Origin of the sequence: Parerythrobacter lacustris (genome assembly GCF_024626475.1) — a bacterium.
GTDB lineage: Bacteria > Pseudomonadota > Alphaproteobacteria > Sphingomonadales > Sphingomonadaceae > Parerythrobacter_A > Parerythrobacter_A lacustris.
In genome coordinates this window covers 568,057-584,503 of the sequence record NZ_JANKHH010000003.1, presented here as the reverse complement: position 1 = coordinate 584,503, position 16,447 = coordinate 568,057, and the positions used below count along the sequence as shown (strand labels likewise).

General features: G+C 60.8%; 23 protein-coding genes. 3 read left to right on the top strand and 20 right to left on the bottom strand.

From position 1 onward, the window contains the following. Window positions 1-17: 17 nt before the first annotated feature. The 20 genes from rplE to NSO95_RS06210 form a co-directional block, all read right to left on the bottom strand. Window positions 18-596, bottom strand: coding sequence for a 50S ribosomal protein L5 (gene rplE, locus NSO95_RS06305; RefSeq protein ID WP_257595311.1), 579 nt, complete (start codon window positions 594-596; stop codon window positions 18-20). Further along, complete coding sequence (gene rplX, locus NSO95_RS06300) at window positions 589-909, bottom strand: 50S ribosomal protein L24 (RefSeq protein WP_257595310.1); 321 nt, start codon at window positions 907-909, stop codon at window positions 589-591. Before rplX ends, rplE begins: the two co-directional genes overlap by 8 nt. Next, the gene (gene rplN / locus NSO95_RS06295) at window positions 909-1,277 is read right to left on the bottom strand and encodes a 50S ribosomal protein L14 (protein ID WP_061924894.1); all 369 of its coding nucleotides are present in this window, start codon (window positions 1,275-1,277) and stop codon (window positions 909-911) included. The genes rplX and rplN overlap by 1 nt, the downstream gene beginning before the upstream one ends. Window positions 1,278-1,351: 74 nt before the next feature. Further along, window positions 1,352-1,642 carry a 30S ribosomal protein S17 gene (gene rpsQ / locus NSO95_RS06290; protein WP_257595309.1) on the bottom strand — a complete coding sequence of 97 codons (291 nt, stop codon included), beginning with the start codon at window positions 1,640-1,642 and terminating at the stop codon, window positions 1,352-1,354. Between the two features lie 10 nt (window positions 1,643-1,652). After that, window positions 1,653-1,874: a 50S ribosomal protein L29 gene (gene rpmC / locus NSO95_RS06285; RefSeq protein ID WP_257595308.1), complete on the bottom strand. Its 222-nt coding sequence runs from the start codon at window positions 1,872-1,874 to the stop codon at window positions 1,653-1,655. Between the two features lie 3 nt (window positions 1,875-1,877). Then, window positions 1,878-2,309, bottom strand: a complete 432-nt coding sequence (gene rplP, locus NSO95_RS06280; protein WP_257595307.1) for a 50S ribosomal protein L16 — start codon at window positions 2,307-2,309, stop codon at window positions 1,878-1,880. A 21-nt stretch (window positions 2,310-2,330) separates the two neighbouring features. Further along, window positions 2,331-3,026, bottom strand: coding sequence for a 30S ribosomal protein S3 (gene rpsC, locus NSO95_RS06275; protein ID WP_257595306.1), 696 nt, complete (start codon window positions 3,024-3,026; stop codon window positions 2,331-2,333). Between the two features lies 1 nt (window position 3,027). Further along, window positions 3,028-3,405, bottom strand: a complete 378-nt coding sequence (gene rplV / locus NSO95_RS06270; protein WP_257595305.1) for a 50S ribosomal protein L22 — start codon at window positions 3,403-3,405, stop codon at window positions 3,028-3,030. Beyond that, window positions 3,405-3,680, bottom strand: coding sequence for a 30S ribosomal protein S19 (gene rpsS, locus NSO95_RS06265; RefSeq protein ID WP_257595304.1), 276 nt, complete (start codon window positions 3,678-3,680; stop codon window positions 3,405-3,407). The genes rplV and rpsS overlap by 1 nt, the downstream gene beginning before the upstream one ends. Window positions 3,681-3,686: 6 nt before the next feature. Continuing rightward, window positions 3,687-4,523: a 50S ribosomal protein L2 gene (rplB, locus tag NSO95_RS06260; protein ID WP_257595303.1), complete on the bottom strand. Its 837-nt coding sequence runs from the start codon at window positions 4,521-4,523 to the stop codon at window positions 3,687-3,689. Window positions 4,524-4,538: 15 nt separating this feature from the next. Continuing rightward, entirely contained in the window at window positions 4,539-4,847 is a 309-nt protein-coding gene (locus NSO95_RS06255; protein WP_257595302.1) for a 50S ribosomal protein L23, read from the bottom strand. Continuing rightward, window positions 4,840-5,463, bottom strand: coding sequence for a 50S ribosomal protein L4 (gene rplD / locus NSO95_RS06250; protein ID WP_257595301.1), 624 nt, complete (start codon window positions 5,461-5,463; stop codon window positions 4,840-4,842). Before rplD ends, NSO95_RS06255 begins: the two co-directional genes overlap by 8 nt. Window positions 5,464-5,465: 2 nt before the next feature. After that, window positions 5,466-6,338, bottom strand: coding sequence for a 50S ribosomal protein L3 (rplC, locus tag NSO95_RS06245; protein ID WP_257595375.1), 873 nt, complete (start codon window positions 6,336-6,338; stop codon window positions 5,466-5,468). A 307-nt stretch (window positions 6,339-6,645) separates the two neighbouring features. Continuing rightward, window positions 6,646-6,957 (bottom strand): 30S ribosomal protein S10, encoded by a 312-nt coding sequence (gene rpsJ / locus NSO95_RS06240; protein WP_006831877.1) that lies wholly within the window; start codon window positions 6,955-6,957, stop codon window positions 6,646-6,648. 144 nt (window positions 6,958-7,101) lie between these two features. Continuing rightward, a complete protein-coding gene (gene tuf, locus NSO95_RS06235; RefSeq protein ID WP_257595300.1) occupies window positions 7,102-8,292 on the bottom strand; it encodes an elongation factor Tu in 1,191 nt (396 codons plus the stop codon). Between the two features lie 95 nt (window positions 8,293-8,387). Beyond that, window positions 8,388-10,523 carry an elongation factor G gene (gene fusA, locus NSO95_RS06230; protein WP_257595299.1) on the bottom strand — a complete coding sequence of 712 codons (2,136 nt, stop codon included), beginning with the start codon at window positions 10,521-10,523 and terminating at the stop codon, window positions 8,388-8,390. A gap of 113 nt (window positions 10,524-10,636) precedes the next feature. After that, window positions 10,637-11,107 (bottom strand): 30S ribosomal protein S7, encoded by a 471-nt coding sequence (gene rpsG / locus NSO95_RS06225; protein ID WP_257595298.1) that lies wholly within the window; start codon window positions 11,105-11,107, stop codon window positions 10,637-10,639. A 140-nt stretch (window positions 11,108-11,247) separates the two neighbouring features. Next, window positions 11,248-11,619: a 30S ribosomal protein S12 gene (gene rpsL / locus NSO95_RS06220; RefSeq protein WP_054118152.1), complete on the bottom strand. Its 372-nt coding sequence runs from the start codon at window positions 11,617-11,619 to the stop codon at window positions 11,248-11,250. A gap of 388 nt (window positions 11,620-12,007) precedes the next feature. Beyond that, on the bottom strand, window positions 12,008-12,403 hold the full coding sequence (locus NSO95_RS06215) for a hypothetical protein (protein ID WP_257595297.1): 396 nt from the start codon (window positions 12,401-12,403) through the stop codon (window positions 12,008-12,010). A gap of 114 nt (window positions 12,404-12,517) precedes the next feature. Further along, entirely contained in the window at window positions 12,518-12,763 is a 246-nt protein-coding gene (locus NSO95_RS06210) for a S1 domain-containing protein (protein WP_257595296.1), read from the bottom strand. Between the two features lie 236 nt (window positions 12,764-12,999). On the opposite strand from NSO95_RS06210, the gene NSO95_RS06205 reads away from it, so the two are divergent. The 3 genes from NSO95_RS06205 to NSO95_RS06195 all read left to right on the top strand — a co-directional run bounded on the left by NSO95_RS06205 (window position 13,000) and on the right by NSO95_RS06195 (window position 16,442). Then, window positions 13,000-13,542, top strand: coding sequence for a GNAT family N-acetyltransferase (locus NSO95_RS06205; protein ID WP_257595295.1), 543 nt, complete (start codon window positions 13,000-13,002; stop codon window positions 13,540-13,542). A 349-nt stretch (window positions 13,543-13,891) separates the two neighbouring features. Beyond that, window positions 13,892-15,679 carry a hypothetical protein gene (locus NSO95_RS06200; RefSeq protein WP_257595294.1) on the top strand — a complete coding sequence of 596 codons (1,788 nt, stop codon included), beginning with the start codon at window positions 13,892-13,894 and terminating at the stop codon, window positions 15,677-15,679. 394 nt (window positions 15,680-16,073) lie between these two features. Further along, the gene (locus NSO95_RS06195; protein ID WP_257595293.1) at window positions 16,074-16,442 is read left to right on the top strand and encodes a hypothetical protein; all 369 of its coding nucleotides are present in this window, start codon (window positions 16,074-16,076) and stop codon (window positions 16,440-16,442) included. Window positions 16,443-16,447: the final 5 nt, after the last annotated feature.

Sequence of the window (16,447 nt, the reverse complement as noted above, 5' to 3'; positions counted from 1 at the left end):
CTCTTCCTAGCGGCGGCTCACGCCGCCTCCTTCTCTGCGGCTTCATCGGCCGGGAACGGGAAACCGAACAGGCGCAGCAATTCGCGTGCTTCCTCGTCGGTCTTCGCGGTGGTGGTGACGATGATGTCCATGCCACGCACCTTGTCGATCTTGTCGTAGCTGATCTCGGGGAAGATGATCTGCTCCTTGATACCCATGGCATAGTTGCCACGGCCATCGAACGACTTGGGGTTCAGGCCACGAAAGTCGCGAATGCGCGGCATCGCAACCGTCACCAGACGATCGAGGAATTCGAACATGCGTTCACGGCGCAGGTTGACCTTGCAACCGATCGGCATGCCGTCGCGCAGCTTGAACTGGGCGATAGATTTCTTGGCCTTGGTGATGACCGGCTTCTGGCCGGCGATCAGCGCCATTTCCTCGGCGGCCGTCTGGACCTTCTTCTTGTCCTGGCTGGCTTCGCCCACGCCCATGTTGAGCGTGATCTTCTCCAGCTTCGGGACCTGGAGACGGTTCGTGTAGCCGAACTTCTCGGTCATCGCCTTGACGATCTCGTCGTCGTAGCGCTTCTTCATGCGAGGCGTGTAATCAGCCATCGATGGTCTCCCCGGACTTGACCGCAACGCGGACCTTCTTGCCGTCCTTCTGTTCGAAACGGACGCGGGTCGGCTTGCCATCCTTCGGATCTGCCACGGCCACCTTCGAGATGTGCATCGGCGCGGCGAAGCGATCGATGCCACCCTGCGGGTTGCCCTGGGTCGGCTTGCGGTGACGGGTCGCGACGTTGACGCCTTCGACCACGACCTTGGCATCCTTCGGCATGACCTTGGTCACGGTGCCGGTCTTACCCTTGTCCTTGCCGGACAGGACGACGACGCTGTCACCCTTCTTGATCTTCGCGGCAGCCATCACAGCACCTCCGGAGCGAGCGAAATGATCTTCATGAAGCCGCGCCCGCGCAGCTCGCGAACCACCGGGCCGAAGATACGGGTGCCGATCGGCTCCTCGTTCTTGTTGACCAGCACGGCTGCGTTGCTGTCGAAGCGGATCACGCTGCCATCGGGACGACGGACGTCCTTCTTGGTGCGCACGATCACCGCGCGGTGAACGTCGCCCTTCTTCACGCGGGCGCGCGGCTGGGCTTCCTTGACGGAAACCACGATCACGTCGCCGACGGACGCAGTCCGGCGCTTTGACCCGCCCAGCACCTTGATGCACTGGACGCGCTTTGCGCCGCTGTTGTCCGCGACGTCGAGATTGGATTGCATCTGGATCATCGATCCGGTTCCTTCTCACTGGCTTGCCGAGACGCCCAGATCACCTGGTGCCCGGCAGTTCCTAATCGCTTGCTTCAGTTACCCGCGGCCTGGACATCGAGGTCGGCTTCGACAGCCACGCCCTTCGATGCCTGCACACGGTCGATGACGGCCCAGGTCTTGGTCTTGGAGATCGGTTTGGTCTCCTCGATCCGGACTGTGTCGCCCACGGTGTATTCGTTCTTCTCGTCGTGCGCGTGATACTTCTTCGAACGGCGGATGATCTTCCCGTAAAGCGGGTGCTTCACCTTGCGTTCGACCTTCACGGTCACGGTCTTGTCGGTCTTGTCGGAGGTGACGGTCCCGATCAGGATACGTTTCGGCATCGTATGCTCCTTAAGCCTTGGCAGAAGCCGCAGCGCGCTCGGTCTGCAGAGTCTTGATCTGCGCAATCGAGCGGCGGACTTGCCTGATCCGCGCCGGGGCTTCCAACTGGTTGGTCGCCGCCTGGAAGCGGAGGTTGAACTGTTCGCGCTTCAGTTCGACGAGCTGCTCCGAAAGCTGATCGTCGGTCTTGGTGCGGAGGTCTTCCACGGTGGTCTTGTTCTTCTGGGCCATCTATCAGCCCTCCAGGTGCGAGGTGTCGCCGAGACGGGCAACGACCTTGGTCTTGATGGGAAGCTTCATCGCGGCGCGCTCGAACGCGGTCGCGGCGACCGGACCCGGCACACCGTCGAGTTCGAACAGGATGCGGCCCGGCTTGACCCGTGCAGCCCAATATTCGATCGAGCCCTTGCCCTTGCCCTGACGGACTTCGGCCGGCTTCTTCGACACAGGCACGTCGGGGAACACGCGGATCCACAGGCGGCCCTGGCGCTTGATGGCGCGGGTGATCGCACGGCGGGCGGCCTCGATCTGGCGGGCGGTGATCCGCTCCGGCTCGAGCGCCTTGAGACCGTACGAGCCGAAGTTCAGCGTCGTGCCGCCCTTCGCGTCGCCCTTGATCCGGCCCTTGAAAGCCTTGCGGAACTTGGTTTTCTTCGGTTGCAGCATGGTTCTTTCCTAATCCTGCAATCAGCGCGCCGGACGGACGCCGGAAGTTTGCGCTTCCATCATCAGTCGGTCTTGCGCGGTCGGATCATGCGCGAGGATTTCGCCCTTGAAGATCCAGCACTTGATGCCGATGATGCCATAGGCAGTCAGCGCTTCGGCTTCGGCGTAATCGACGTTCGCACGCAGCGTGTGGAGCGGAACGCGGCCTTCGCGGTACCATTCGACGCGGGCGATTTCAGCGCCGCCGAGACGGCCGCCGCAGACGATCTTGATGCCTTCGGCGCCAAGACGCAGGGCCGACTGCACCGCGCGCTTCATCGCACGACGGAACGCAACGCGGCGGATCAACTGGTCCGCGATGCCCTGGGCGACGAGCTTGGCGTCGATTTCCGGCTTGCGGATCTCGACGATGTTCAGCTTCACTTCGCTGTCGGTCATCGAAGCCAGCTTCGAACGCAGCTTCTCGATGTCCGCGCCCTTCTTGCCGATGATCACGCCGGGGCGTGCGGCATAGATGGACACGCGGCACAGCTTGGCCGGGCGCTCGATCACCACCTTGGAAATCGCTGCCTGGGGCAGGCTTTCCATGATGTACTTGCGGATCGTAATGTCTTCCTTGAGCAGCTTGGCATAGTCGCGCCCTTCGGCGTACCAGCGGCTGTCCCAGGTGCGGTTGATCTGCAGGCGCAGACCGATCGGATTGCTCTTCTGACCCATCTTACGCCTCTTCCTGCTCGCGCACCACGATCCGCAGCCGACTGAACGGCTTGAGGATGCGGGTCGACTTGCCGCGACCGCGCACGTGGAAACGCTTCATGGTAATCGACTTGCCGACCGAAGCTTCCGCCACGACCAGTGCGTCGACATCCAGATTGTGGTTGTTCTCCGCATTGGCGATCGCCGACGCGAGGACCTTGCTGGCGTCCCTCGCCATCGCCTTCTTGGAGAAGGACAGGATGTTCAGCGCGTCCTCGGCCTTCTTGCCGCGGATCAGTGCGGCCACGAGGTTCAGCTTCTGCGCCGAACCACGGATCGTGGTGCCGACGGCCAGCGCCTCGTTTTCGCCGACGCGACGGGGAGATTTTGCCTTGCCCATTACCGCTTGCCCTTCTTGTCGGCGACGTGACCCGGGAAGAACCGCGTCGGTGCGAATTCGCCGAGCTTGTGGCCGACCATCTCTTCCGAGACGGAGACCGGGATGAATTTGTGGCCGTTGTAGACGTTGAACGTCAGGCCGACGAATTGCGGCAGAATCGTCGAACGGCGCGACCAGGTCTTGATCGGCTTGGTGTTGTTCGTTTCCTGCGCGTCTTCTGCCTTCTTCAGCAGGCTGAGTTCGACGAACGGACCTTTCCAGACGGAGCGTGCCATGTCCGGTTACCTCTTCTTCTTCGCGTGACGCGAACGGATGATCATCTTGTCGGTCGCCTTGTTGTTGCGGGTCCGAGCGCCCTTGGTCGGCTTGCCCCATGGCGTGACCGGGTGACGGCCGCCCGAGGTCTTGCCTTCACCACCGCCGTGCGGGTGATCGACCGGGTTCTTGGCCACACCGCGGGTCAGCGGGCGGCGGCCCTTCCAGCGGGTGCGACCGGCTTTGCCGAAGTTCTGGTTCTGGTTGTCGGGGTTCGACACCGCGCCAACCGTACCCATGCAATCGGCGCGCAGGTAACGCTGCTCGCCGCTGTTGAGGCGCACGATCACCATCCCGCGGTCGCGACCGACGAGCTGGACGTAGGCGCCGGCCGAACGGGCGATCTGGCCGCCCTTGCCCGGCTTCATTTCGACGTTGTGGCAGATCGTGCCGACCGGCATCTGCCCCAGCAACATCGCGTTGCCCGGCTTGGTGTCGGTCTTCTCGCCTGCGATCACCTTGTCGCCGACAGCGAGACGCTGCGGGGCGATGATGTAGGCCAGTTCATCGTCGGCATACTTGATGAGCGCGATGAAGGCCGTGCGGTTGGGATCGTATTCGATCCGTTCCACGGTGCCTTCGACGTCCCACTTCCGGCGCTTGAAGTCGATGAAGCGGTACTTCTGCTTGTGACCGCCGGCGATGCCACGCGAAGTGACATGACCCTTGTTGTTGCGGCCACCGGTCTTGCGCTTGCCTTCGGTCAGCGACTTGACCGGCTTGCCCTTGTACAGGCCGGACTTGTCGACGAGGATCAGGCCGCGGCGCGCCGGGCTGGTCGGTTTGTAATTCTTGAGTGCCATGATCTATTCCTGCCCTCAGAGACCGCTGGTGACGTCGATCGAGTCACCCTCGGCCAGCGTTACGACCGCCTTCTTGAGGTCGGTGCGCTTGTAGGGCTTGCCCTTCCAGCGCTTGGTCTTGCCTTTCACCACGATCGTGTTCACGCCAGTGACCTTGACGCCGAACAGCGCTTCGACCGCATCCTTGATCTGCGGCTTGGTCGCGTCGTTCGCCACCTTGAACACCACGGCGTTGTGCTCCGACGCCAGAGTGCTCTTTTCCGTGATGTGCGGCGCAACGATCACGTCATAGTGACGCGCGTCGATTTCCTGCTTCTTAGCCATTGAAACGGGCCTCCAGCTTTTCCACCGCGTCCTTCGTCAGGACCAGCGTGTCGTGCTTCAGGATGTCGTATACGTTGGCGCCCGTCGCCGGCATGACGTTGATGCCGGGCAGGTTGCTCGAAGCCTTCTTGAAACCTTCGTTCACTGCGTCGCCATCGATGAAGAGCACCTTGCCGCTCCAGCCGTTCTTGCCGAAGGTCGCTGCGAGCGCCTTGGTCTTGGCATCCGTGAGCTCGAGGCTGTCGACGACGATCAGGCCGTCCTTCGCCTTGCTCGACAGGGCCATCTTGAGGCCGAGCGCACGGATCTTCTTGTTGAGCGACGGATTGAAGTCGCGCTTGCGGGCACCGTGGGCCTTGCCGCCACCGATGAAGATCGGAGCTGCACGGTCACCGTGACGCGCACCGCCGCCACCCTTCTGGCGACCGAACTTCTTGCCGGTGCGGGCAACGTCGGCACGTTCGCGGGTCGGACGGGCCGTCGCGCGGCGCTTTTCGAGCTGCCACGTGACGACGCGGTGCAGGATATCGGCGCGCGGCTCGACACCGAACACGGCATCGTTGAGCTCGACATCACCGGCGGCCTTGCCGTCGATTTTCTGGACCTTGACCTTCACGATCAGGACTCCTTGCTCTCACCGTCGGTCGCGGCATCGGCCTGACCTTCGGTGGTGGTTTCGACTTCGGCGCCCGCTTCCTGGGTCTTCAGCAGTTCTTCCTGCTGAGCTGCATCGACCTGCTCATGCACTTCGTGCTCGGCAGCAGCTTCGACGAGACCGGGAGCGGCTTCCTCATGCTCGGGAGCGGTGCTCTTCTTCTCGAGGATCGCGCCGGGGAACGGCACGCCTTCGGGAAGCGGCAGTTTGACCGCATCGCGCACGACGAGCCAGGCGTTCTTGTGACCGGGCACCGAGCCCTTCACGAAGATCAGGCCGCGGGTCGCGTCGGTACGGACGACTTCGAGGTTTTGCTGGGTGCGCTGACGGTCACCCATATGGCCGGCCATCTTCTTGTTCTTGAAGACCTTGCCCGGATCCTGGTTCTGACCGGTCGAGCCGTGGGCGCGGTGGCTGATCGAGACACCGTGCGACGCGCGCATGCCCCCGAAACCCCAGCGCTTCATCGCACCGGCAAAACCCTTGCCCTGCGTGTGGCCGGTGATGTCGACCTTCTGGCCGGCGACGAAATGCTCTGCCGAGATGGTCGAACCGACCGGCATCAGCCCGTCTTCGTCCGACACGCGGAATTCCGCGACCTTCATCTTCAGCGGCACTTCAGCCTTGGCGAAATGTTCGCGTTGCGGCTTGTTGACATTCTTCTGCTTGGCCACGCCCGAACCGACCTGCAGCGCGAAGTAACCATCGCGGTCTGCGGTGCGGTGGGACACGACCTGGCAATCTTCCAGGGCGAGGACGGTCACGGGAACGTGACGTCCATCTTCCTGAAACAGGCGGGTCATCCCGACTTTCTTTGCGATCACGCCGGTGCGCATCGTCAAAACTCCTAACACAGAGGCACAACGGGCCCATCCCGAGGTGCTTGCCAGCCCAGTTTTAGATGCGTCGCCCCGTCCGGGCTGAATGCTCGTGCAGCCGGAATGGCTGCCTGAGCGAGACGGGGGACGCAGACCCGGATCAGATCCGGCGGTATCCCAAGTTTTGAAAACCCGGAGGTTTTCGAAACGCAGCCCTCGCAAAAGCGGGGGCCTGGTGCCGCCAGTGGCGGACTTGAAATCTTGCCCGGCGGTTTAACGTCCAACCAGGAGGACGGCGATCCCAGCCTTCGCTGGGATGACGAAATTAAGCCAGCTTAATCTCGACGTTCACGCCCGCAGCGAGATCGAGCTTCATCAGCGCGTCCACGGTCTGGGCGTTGGGCTGCACGATATCGAGCAGCCGCTTGTAGGTGCGCACCTCGAACTGCTCGCGCGACTTCTTGTCGATGTGCGGGCCACGGTTCACGGTGAACTTCTCGATCCTCGTCGGCATCGGAATGGGACCCCGGATCAGCGCGCCGGTGCGGCGAGCGGTGTCTGCGATTTCGCCAGTTGCCTGGTCGAGAACGCGGTGATCGAACGCCTTGAGGCGAATGCGAATGTTCTGGGCTTCCATGTCCGTATACCGATGAGAAAGAGCAAACAAAAATCAGCCGCCCCGCCCCCTCCCGTCTCCGAGGGAGAGCGGGGCTGCTGACCGATTTTTTTCCGAAGCTAGTCCGGCCAGGGGAGCGAATCCCCTTGCTTGGCCGGCCCTATATTACTTCGTGATCTTGCTGACAACCCCCGAACCGACGGTGCGGCCACCTTCGCGGATTGCGAAGCGCAGACCTTCGTCCATCGCGATCGGAGCGATCAGCTTGACCGAGATCGTGACGTTGTCGCCCGGCATGACCATTTCGGTGCCCTCGGGGAGGATCACTTCACCGGTCACGTCGGTGGTGCGGAAGTAGAACTGCGGGCGGTAGTTGGCGAAGAACGGCGTGTGACGGCCGCCTTCGTCCTTCGACAGCACGTAGACTTCGGCGCTGAATTCGGTGTGCGGCGTAACCGAACCCGGCTTCGCGAGCACCTGGCCACGCTCGACGTCTTCACGCGCGATACCGCGAATGAGCGCGCCGACGTTGTCGCCCGCTTCACCGCGGTCGAGCAGCTTGCGGAACATTTCGACGCCGGTAACGGTCGTCTTCTGGGTGTCCTTGATGCCGATGATTTCGACTTCGTCGCCGACGTTCACAACGCCGGTTTCGATGCGGCCGGTCACAACCGTACCGCGACCCGAGATCGAGAACACGTCTTCGATCGGCATCAGGAAGTTCTTGTCGACCGGACGGTCGGGCTGCGGAATGTAGTCATCGACAGCCTTCATCAGTTCCATGATCGAGTTGGCGCCGATAGCCTCGTCGCGGCCTTCCAGCGCGGCAAGCGCCGAACCCTTGACCACCGGAATGTCGTCACCCGGGAAGTCATACATCGAAAGCAGCTCGCGGATTTCGAGTTCGACGAGCTCGAGCAGCTCTTCGTCGTCGACCTGGTCGACCTTGTTCATGTAGACGACCAGTGCGGGAACGCCGACCTGGCGCGCAAGCAGGATGTGCTCGCGGGTCTGCGGCATCGGGCCGTCAGCTGCGTTCACGACCAGGATCGCGCCGTCCATCTGGGCAGCACCGGTGATCATGTTCTTCACGTAGTCGGCGTGGCCCGGGCAATCGACGTGCGCATAGTGGCGCGCGTCGGTTTCATATTCGACGTGTGCGGTCGAAATGGTGATGCCGCGCTCGCGCTCTTCCGGAGCCTTGTCGATGTTGGCGAAATCCACGGCTTCGCCGCCGTGTGCTTCGGCCATAACCTTGGTGATCGCCGCAGTCAGCGTGGTCTTGCCATGGTCGACGTGACCGATGGTGCCGATGTTGCAGTGCGGCTTGTTCCGCTCGAATTTTGCCTTTGCCATTTTTCGGGTAACCTTCTCGTGTTCAATTCAATAAATGTGGGATCAGGGGGAGGCACCCGCTGAATCAGGCGCCGCCCCTAGACTCATCGCCTGCCTTAGGCAAGCTTCTCCTTGACTTCGGCCGCCACATTCGCCGGAACTTCGTCGTAGTGGCTGAACTGCATCGTGTACTGCGCGCGGCCCTGGGTGAACGAGCGCAGTTCGTTGACGTAGCCGAACATGTTGGCCAGCGGCACCATCGCCTCGACCGCCTGGGCATTACCGCGCGTGTCGGTGCCCTGGATCTGGCCACGACGGCTGTTGATGTCGCCGATGACGTCGCCAAGGTAATCCTCGGGAGTCACCACCTCGACCTTCATGATCGGTTCGAGCAGCTTGATACCGGCCTTCTGCGCGGCTTCGCGCATCGCACCGCGACCGGCGATCTCGAACGCGATCGCGCTCGAGTCGACGTCGTGGTACTTGCCGTCGATCAGACGGATGCCGAAGTCGATGATCGGGAAGCCGACCAGGTAACCGCTCTCGGCCTGCTCGCGCATGCCCTTTTCGATCGCCGGGATGTATTCGCGCGGGATGTTGCCGCCCTTGATCTGGTCGTCGAACGCGATGCCCGCGCCGCGCTCACCGGGGGTGACCACGACTTTGACTTCGCCGAACTGACCCGAACCACCCGATTGCTTCTTGTGGGTGTAGGTCACTTCGACTTCGCGTGCGAGATATTCGCGGTACGCCACCTGCGGTGCACCGACGTTGGCCTCGACCTTGAACTCGCGCTTCATCCGGTCGACCAGGATGTCGAGGTGGAGCTCGCCCATGCCCTTGATGATCGTCTGACCCGATTCGTGGTCGGTCGAAACGCGGAACGAGGGATCCTCGGCGGCCAGGCGGTTGAGGGCAACGCCCATCTTCTCCTGGTCGGCCTTGGTCTTGGGTTCCACCGACAATTCGATCACCGGCTCGGGGAATTCCATCCGCTCGAGAATGATCGGATGCGCCATATCGCACAGCGTGTCGCCGGTGGTGGTGTCCTTCATGCCCGCCAGAGCGACGATATCGCCGGCAAATGCCTCATCGATGTCTTCGCGGTTGTTGGAATGCATCAGCAGCATGCGGCCGATCTTTTCCTTCTTGTCCTTCACCGAGTTCAGGACCTGGCCCTTGGCCAGCTTGCCCGAATAGATGCGAGTGAAGGTCAGCGAGCCGACAAACGGATCGTTCATGATCTTGAACGCGAGCGCGGCAAACGGCTCGTCGTCCGACGACGGACGGGTTTCCTCGACATCGCTGTCGGGCAGCACGCCCTTGATCGCGGGAACGTCGAGCGGCGACGGCATGTAGTCGACCACTGCGTCGAGCAGCGGCTGCACGCCCTTGTTCTTGAACGCCGAACCGCACAGCACCGGAACGAACGCGCGCTCCATCGTGCCTTTGCGGATCAGTTTCTTGAGCGTTGCCGCATCGGGCGCTTCGCCGGTCTCAAGATAGGCTTCCATCGCGTCGTCGTCCTGCTCGACGGCAGTCTCGACCAGCTTTTCGCGATATTCGGCAGCCTTGTCGGCAAGGTCGGCGGGGATATCGATGAACTCGTACTTCGCGCCGAGGTCTTCCGCCTGCCACACGATGCCGCGCATGTTGACGAGATCGACCACACCCTTGAGGTCGCTCTCCGCGCCGATCGGGAGATAAAGGACCAGCGGGGTCGCGCCGAGGCGGTCGATGATCGACTGGACGCAGTAATAGAAGTCTGCGCCGGTGCGGTCGAGCTTGTTGATGAAGCACATCCGCGGCACGCCGTACTTGTCGGCCTGGCGCCACACGGTTTCGGACTGCGGCTCCACACCGGCGACGCCGTCGAACACGGCCACGGCACCGTCGAGCACGCGCAAGCTGCGTTCGACTTCGATGGTGAAGTCGACGTGGCCGGGGGTGTCGATGATGTTGATGCGGTGCTTCGGCTGGTCCGCGCGCAGCGCTTCGGGGTCCGAGCGCGGATCCATCGCCGGGTCTTCGGCGGTCCAGAAGGTGGTGGTCGCCGCCGAGGTGATGGTGATCCCGCGTTCCTGCTCCTGCTCCATCCAGTCCATCGTCGCGGCGCCGTCATGGACTTCGCCGATCTTGTAGGACTTGCCGGTGTAATAGAGGATACGCTCGGTCGTGGTGGTCTTGCCGGCATCGATGTGCGCCATGATGCCGATATTGCGGTACCGCTCCAGCGGGTATTCGCGGGCCATGTTCAATTCCTCAGTGTGCGGGGTGGGCGAAACGCTCGCGCCCCATATGGTGCGTAATGTGACCGGTTAAAGACGGCCCGCCCCGCAAGCGAGGCAGGCCGCCTGTCCCCATCTTACCAGCGGTAGTGGCTGAACGCGCGGTTGGCGTCGGCCATGCGGTGCGTGTCTTCGCGCTTCTTGACCGCGTTGCCGCGGTTGTTGGCCGCATCCATCAGCTCGCCCGACAGGCGGGCGGCCATGGTGGTTTCGGCGCGGCCGCGCGCGGCGGTGATCAGCCAGCGGATCGCCAGCGCCTGGGCGCGCTCGGTGCGCACCTCGACCGGCACCTGGTAGGTCGCACCGCCGACACGGCGGCTGCGGACTTCGACCTGCGGCTTCACATTGTTCAGCGCATCGTGGAACAGCTGGATCGGATCGGCCTTGGCCTTGGCCTCGACGGTTTCGAGCGCGCCATAGACGATGCGTTCGGCAACCGACTTCTTCCCGTCGAGCATGAGGTTGTTCATGAACTTCGACAGCACCTGATCACCGAACTTGGGATCAGGCAGGATTTCCCGCTTCTCGGGACGACGACGACGTGACATAATTCGTAACTCCTTCGGAGTGGCCGCTCACATCCGTGAGCGTCCTTGCGGCTCCGGCCCGCTCCCCCACCCGGCCACCCAAATCCTACCTTCGCAGGGGTAGCCGGGTGGGGGAACGTGCCAGATCCGCGCCTAACCCATCATTTGGGCCGCTTGGCGCCGTATTTCGAACGGCTCTTGCGGCGGTCCTTCACACCCTGCGTGTCGAGCACGCCGCGCAGCACGTGGTAACGCACGCCCGGCAAGTCGCGCACACGGCCGCCGCGGATCAGCACGACGCTGTGTTCCTGCAGGTTGTGGCCTTCGCCCGGGATGTAGGAAATGACTTCGCGCTGGTTGGTCAGGCGGACCTTGGCAACCTTGCGCAGAGCGGAGTTCGGTTTCTTCGGCGTCGTGGTATAGACGCGGGTGCAGACACCGCGCTTCTGCGGGTTCTGCTCCATCGCAGGGACCTTGGACTTGGCCTTCTGCGGAACGCGGCCCTTGCGGACCAGCTGGTTGATCGTTGGCATCGAGTCTCTTTCTCTTCACCGTATGTGTGGCATCACGATGCAGGGTGGAGAGATTGAAGGTCGTGCTGCCGTCATCCCCGCGGAGGCGGGGACCCAGCGAGAAAAAGGAACCGCCGAAGGCGGCAACCTCGCACGAGCCTGAAACACTCCACCCGGCACGAACACCGGGTTACTTTGACGGCTGCCACCGAAGGTTCCGCCCCACCCCGCTCATCCTGAGGAGCCCGAAGCCGGAGGCAGAGGGCGTCTCGAAGGACCGGAGCGAACAGGCGCAACCCCAATAGAAAAGAGCCACATCGCATCAGCGACTGGCCCCCGGGACATGACCGGCAATGTTCAGCTCTATTGACCGAGGAGGAAGCAAGCTGCCCCTTCGGCTGGCGCGCCCTTAGGGGGATTCGCCCGGGGGGTCAAGGGCATCTTGCGGCGCTGAAGACAGCTGGCGCAGGTGTTCGGCAACAGCCAAATCGAGGTTCTGGTAGAGGTAAGGTCCGACGTGGTACTGCGTTACGTTGCCGAGGCTTATTCCCGGCAAGGAGGCACCCCCACCCTCGGTGGCAGCCGCGTGCAGCGCGCCGCCTTCATCCTCCCACGATTCGACCACCGGATCGGCCGATTCTCCGGCATAGCGGCCATATATGATCGTCTCGGTCCTTCCTGCGGCACCTTCGTCGGCCGGATCTTCGCGAGTCTTGCGCAATCGGCGGACTTCCTCGGCATAACGCGAAACCTTGGCAAAATGGTCGTCGCGCTCGGCGGCGTTCCCTGCGATGCCGGCTTTCATTACCGCAACCTGATGTGCGTGTAGCAATTCGTTGAGGTCCATCGCCGTTTCCTTGTTTTCACTTTGCGTCCCGGACGCACCTTTTGTCGATGCATCCGGGCGCAACTTCACGGATCAGCCCTGTTGTTGGGCGGCCTGTTCCTTCTGGCCCTGCTCCATCTGGCGCAGGTTTACCGCATGTGCTGCGGAACCGTCGACCTGCTTGGTCTCGTATTCCCAGCGCTGTCCGGACTTGGGCTCAGCGCCTTCCATCTGGAGGTCCGCCTTGGCAAAGTTCAGGGCATCACCGCCCTTTTCGGGAGTGATCGTCCCGCTGCCCTTGCCGTTGTCATAGTTCTTGATCTTGCCGAAATGGGCCATGATGGTTGTCCTTCTGTGTCGCGCAGGCGACCGGTAGCGGCCGCTTGTGCGCGGTGACTAAAAGGCGAAATGGAAAGAAGGGAGGGCAACTGGCCCTCGGGACCGTCGATCGCGACTGGTAGCTGATCCTGAGGTGGGGATGATCGCCCATTTTACAATGCCGCTTGCCTGCTGATGAGACGAACGGAACGTGGGCGCACATCCCCTTGCCCTGTGCTATTAGCTGAGCCGACAGCATGGACCCCGGCACGCGCCCCCTCCCCCCGGTCATCCACACCGCGCTCGCGGACGGGCAGCCGGTGTGCCTGCGCCGGATCAGGCCCGACTGGGTGAACGAGCGGCTGCTCGACGTCGACAGCGATACGCACCTCGCGTGGGGCGCAATCGCCGGCAGCCACACGGCGGGCGAGCGGCCCCCATGCGGACAAACGCGCTGCGACGGGGAGGCGATCGGCGCGGTCCACGCCTTCCGCCGCGAGGACGACCCGGACTGCGCCGAGTTCTCGGTCGCGGTGCTCGACGAGTGGCACAACCGGGGCGTCGGCCGCCTGCTAACCGCGACGCTCCTGCTGGAGGCGCAGGCCGAGGGCATCACCGAATTCCACGTCGACACGCTGGGCGAAAACCGCGGCGCAATCGCGTTTGCGCAAAGCCTGGGCGCGACGCCGAGCGGCGGCGACGGCCTGACGCGCAGTTTCACGCTGGAGGTGGAAGAAGCGCTGCGGCGGCTGCGGGAGGTGGGGGAGCCGGAGGGGCTAAGGGCGGTGTTTGGGGGGTGATCGGGATTGGGGCGTTCAAGCAATTCTGTTTGTTAGGGGCTGCGGCACTCGACCCAATCGCGGCATAATGACAGGGTTACATTGACGGCAGCTTCCGAACGATTCACCCCGCCCCGCTCATCCTGAGGAGCCCGAAGCCGAAGGCAGTGGGCGTCTCGAAGGACCGGAGTGAACAGGCCCAACCCCAATAGAAGAGAACCACATCGCATCAGTGACTGGCCACCGAGACATAGCCGGCAATGTTCAGCTCTATTGACCGAGGTGGACCATGCGCGTCGCTTCGATTGGCGCGACCTCAGGGGGATTCGGGTGGGGGGGGTTCAAGTGTTGCCGAGATGCGCACACGGGTGTGGACGTCATCAACCATGTCTACTTGAATGACCGTCGATTTTTCACGATAAGCCCTTCAGTGGACGTTCTTAGGGTAATGGGGGCATCAGCGACTAGCTTGGGGAAATCTAGTCTCACTCGAATCATCGCAAATCAGCCGCTTGCAAGCGCGCTCGTTGCCGGATTCCTGATTCAAATTTTCACGATAGTATTAACGCCGTGGGATAAAATGCCACCCATACAAATTGGCGTGATACTGTTTGTTTTCTTAACATTATTGTCAGTATCGATTCACATCTATAGATACTCATCATTGCTTGATCGTCTAAAAGTCGCTCACGTTCGTCGCATTTTCGCTAAAGACTATCTTTCTGGCGGACGAATAGGTCGCCAATACCAATATCTCGTTTTAAAAGGACTCCGATCAGCGAGACAGCTCCTCGGGGAACCAGGTAACTCTAGATCCAACTGGACAACCTATTCCTTTGATCGCTGCATCGCCATTGCATTGATTTACCCCTTACTGAGCGCGCTGATCGCATGGTGTGTCGATAGTCAGTCAATAGGTAGCCTTGGCAAGGCTCTCGGCCTTCCAATCGACGCTCCACTATGGAAAAGACTGATCTTTATCTTAACTCTGGCGCTACCCGCTTTGTTAGCACTACTTAAACCGCCGAAGCATGATAACCGAAGAACGGCTCAGACCACCGATTCAAAATCATCACGTGATCCAAGGCATCTAACAAATGAAGAACTTGAAGAAAGAGCCGAGACTTTAGTTCAAATATTCGCGGTCTTTTTCATAATCTGCATTGAAATTCTAATATTTACTGCAGTTTTGGGGTTCAGTTTTAGAGCAATTTCTCTTATTCTTATCATCCAGTTCATGACTATCACTGTAGCATTGTCGAGATCGATTGCCTTCGGCGTTGGCTCTGCCTTGTTCTGTGTAGCCGTCACCTACTCCCTCGTAGTCTCTGGCTTTACAGTCGGACCTAATGCATCGCCGTATGCACCACCATTCCTTGTAGGATTAGTCATACTTCTGATTTCTTGTGTTGCGTACAATTCAATGAGCTTGAATTCAAGGCTACTGCGTCTATTGATTGTGATAATTGGCGTCTCTGGCATTTCTATTTTCCTAATTCTATTCCCTTACCTTGTCTTCACTGACCCTGAATTGACCAACAGTGACTTATCTCTCGTTTTTCTTCTTCCAATATTGACATATATAAATGGCTTCTTCGATTGGATATCTATTGGCATCACTCGCTATCTTGTGAGAGCTGGCATTATGAGAAACTCGATTTGGGCAATAGGATTTGGTATTTTAGATGTATTTCTAGGCCTGTTTGTACTTATCGGTCTTTGTGTTGCAATTATATTATCTAGTGCGTTTTTGCTTACGCTTGGCGCACCAAATCCCTCAAGCAATTCGTTCGAGATCGATACGATCCTAGCGGACCTGCGTAACCAGCCAAGTAGCCAAAGTACGCAGAGTTACTGGGCCTACTGGATCGTATTTTCATCGCTTATCCCCAGCATGGTGAACCTAAGTGTCGCAAGCTTTTCGATTATTCGAGGGAACAGGATTTTTAAGCAAACGACCGAGACAGAGAAGATTTTTCAAAATGGAGATATCGATAAGAATGGAGTATTCGCGATCGTAAGATTATCGCTGGTAGTATCTGTTAGTTTATTTATGTCGATGTTATTTTTCCTGTTTGCTGCGTGGTTTGTATTTGAGTACATACTGCCAAGTTATGGAAGCGTTTTGATCTCCGTAATCGATATCTTTACGCCTTAGATCGCGTGATATTATTAGAGAGTTGCACGCGTAATCTCCTCTTGCTGCTCCGGCGAACGCTAAGCGAGAGCCTGCCGGGATTGCCTAGTGTTAGGCCCAACGATTGTCGCTTTGTTGCGCTTTGGCCTGTTCGCTCATCCTTGCCAGAGGGAAACCAATTTCCCACACGCAAAGACTCCGCAGTCAGCTTTCATGCTATGACCCAACAGTCCCCTCCCCCGACCCTCCGAGTCATTGTTTTGCCATCAATCGCCGGGCGGCAGGCATCTGCCCGCCTTGGCTTCCTCGAATAGGCTCGGGCGCGCGGTCGTGCTTGCCTCGCCTGCGGCTCGGTAATCCCGCCAGCTAGAAACCATTTTCCTACATTGCCGGAATGTGCATTTTAGGCATAGTCATGAGCGACCACCCCCCTCTCCCCACCCGCAAGACCCCCCGCCAGGCCACCTCTGCCGTCGCGCATGTCGCGCCGGAGCCCGAGGACGACGATCCTCTCCTCGCCTTTGCGCCCTATTGCCACACTGCGCCGCGGCGGAATTCCATCACGCCCGATCTCCAGCGCCGCTTCATCTCCACCCTCGCCGCCACCGGCATCGTCAAGCAGGCGGCGAAGTCCATCGGGCGCAGTCTCGAGGCGCTGTACAAGATGCGCCACCGGCCCGGGGCGGAGGGCTTTGCGGCGGCGTGGGATGCGGCGCTCGAGCGCGGGGTGCAGCGGCTGGAGGACTGTGCGCGCACCCTTTCGGCCTACCGCTTCGCTACTTGAGGCCG

Bases quoted from the DNA above. Each gene is read 5' to 3' on its own strand.
- rplE (WP_257595311.1), bottom strand. From the start codon at position 596: ATGGCTGATTACACGCCTCGCATGAAGAAGCGCTACGACGACGAGATC.
- rplX (WP_257595310.1), bottom strand. From the start codon at position 909: ATGGCTGCCGCGAAGATCAAGAAGGGTGACAGCGTCGTCGTCCTGTCC.
- rplN (WP_061924894.1), bottom strand. From the start codon at position 1,277: ATGATCCAGATGCAATCCAATCTCGACGTCGCGGACAACAGCGGCGCA.
- rpsQ (WP_257595309.1), bottom strand. From the start codon at position 1,642: ATGCCGAAACGTATCCTGATCGGGACCGTCACCTCCGACAAGACCGAC.
- rpmC (WP_257595308.1), bottom strand. From the start codon at position 1,874: ATGGCCCAGAAGAACAAGACCACCGTGGAAGACCTCCGCACCAAGACC.
- rplP (WP_257595307.1), bottom strand. From the start codon at position 2,309: ATGCTGCAACCGAAGAAAACCAAGTTCCGCAAGGCTTTCAAGGGCCGG.
- rpsC (WP_257595306.1), bottom strand. From the start codon at position 3,026: ATGGGTCAGAAGAGCAATCCGATCGGTCTGCGCCTGCAGATCAACCGC.
- rplV (WP_257595305.1), bottom strand. From the start codon at position 3,405: ATGGGCAAGGCAAAATCTCCCCGTCGCGTCGGCGAAAACGAGGCGCTG.
- rpsS (WP_257595304.1), bottom strand. From the start codon at position 3,680: ATGGCACGCTCCGTCTGGAAAGGTCCGTTCGTCGAACTCAGCCTGCTG.
- rplB (WP_257595303.1), bottom strand. From the start codon at position 4,523: ATGGCACTCAAGAATTACAAACCGACCAGCCCGGCGCGCCGCGGCCTG.
- NSO95_RS06255 (WP_257595302.1), bottom strand. From the start codon at position 4,847: ATGGCTAAGAAGCAGGAAATCGACGCGCGTCACTATGACGTGATCGTT.
- rplC (WP_257595375.1), bottom strand. From the start codon at position 6,338: ATGCGCACCGGCGTGATCGCAAAGAAAGTCGGGATGACCCGCCTGTTT.
- rpsJ (WP_006831877.1), bottom strand. From the start codon at position 6,957: ATGGAAGCCCAGAACATTCGCATTCGCCTCAAGGCGTTCGATCACCGC.
- tuf (WP_257595300.1), bottom strand. From the start codon at position 8,292: ATGGCAAAGGCAAAATTCGAGCGGAACAAGCCGCACTGCAACATCGGC.
- fusA (WP_257595299.1), bottom strand. From the start codon at position 10,523: ATGGCCCGCGAATACCCGCTGGAGCGGTACCGCAATATCGGCATCATG.
- rpsG (WP_257595298.1), bottom strand. From the start codon at position 11,107: ATGTCACGTCGTCGTCGTCCCGAGAAGCGGGAAATCCTGCCTGATCCC.
- rpsL (WP_054118152.1), bottom strand. From the start codon at position 11,619: ATGCCAACGATCAACCAGCTGGTCCGCAAGGGCCGCGTTCCGCAGAAG.
- NSO95_RS06215 (WP_257595297.1), bottom strand. From the start codon at position 12,403: ATGAAAGCCGGCATCGCAGGGAACGCCGCCGAGCGCGACGACCATTTT.
- NSO95_RS06210 (WP_257595296.1), bottom strand. From the start codon at position 12,763: ATGGCCCATTTCGGCAAGATCAAGAACTATGACAACGGCAAGGGCAGC.
- NSO95_RS06205 (WP_257595295.1), top strand. From the start codon at position 13,000: ATGGACCCCGGCACGCGCCCCCTCCCCCCGGTCATCCACACCGCGCTC.
- NSO95_RS06195 (WP_257595293.1), top strand. From the start codon at position 16,074: ATGAGCGACCACCCCCCTCTCCCCACCCGCAAGACCCCCCGCCAGGCC.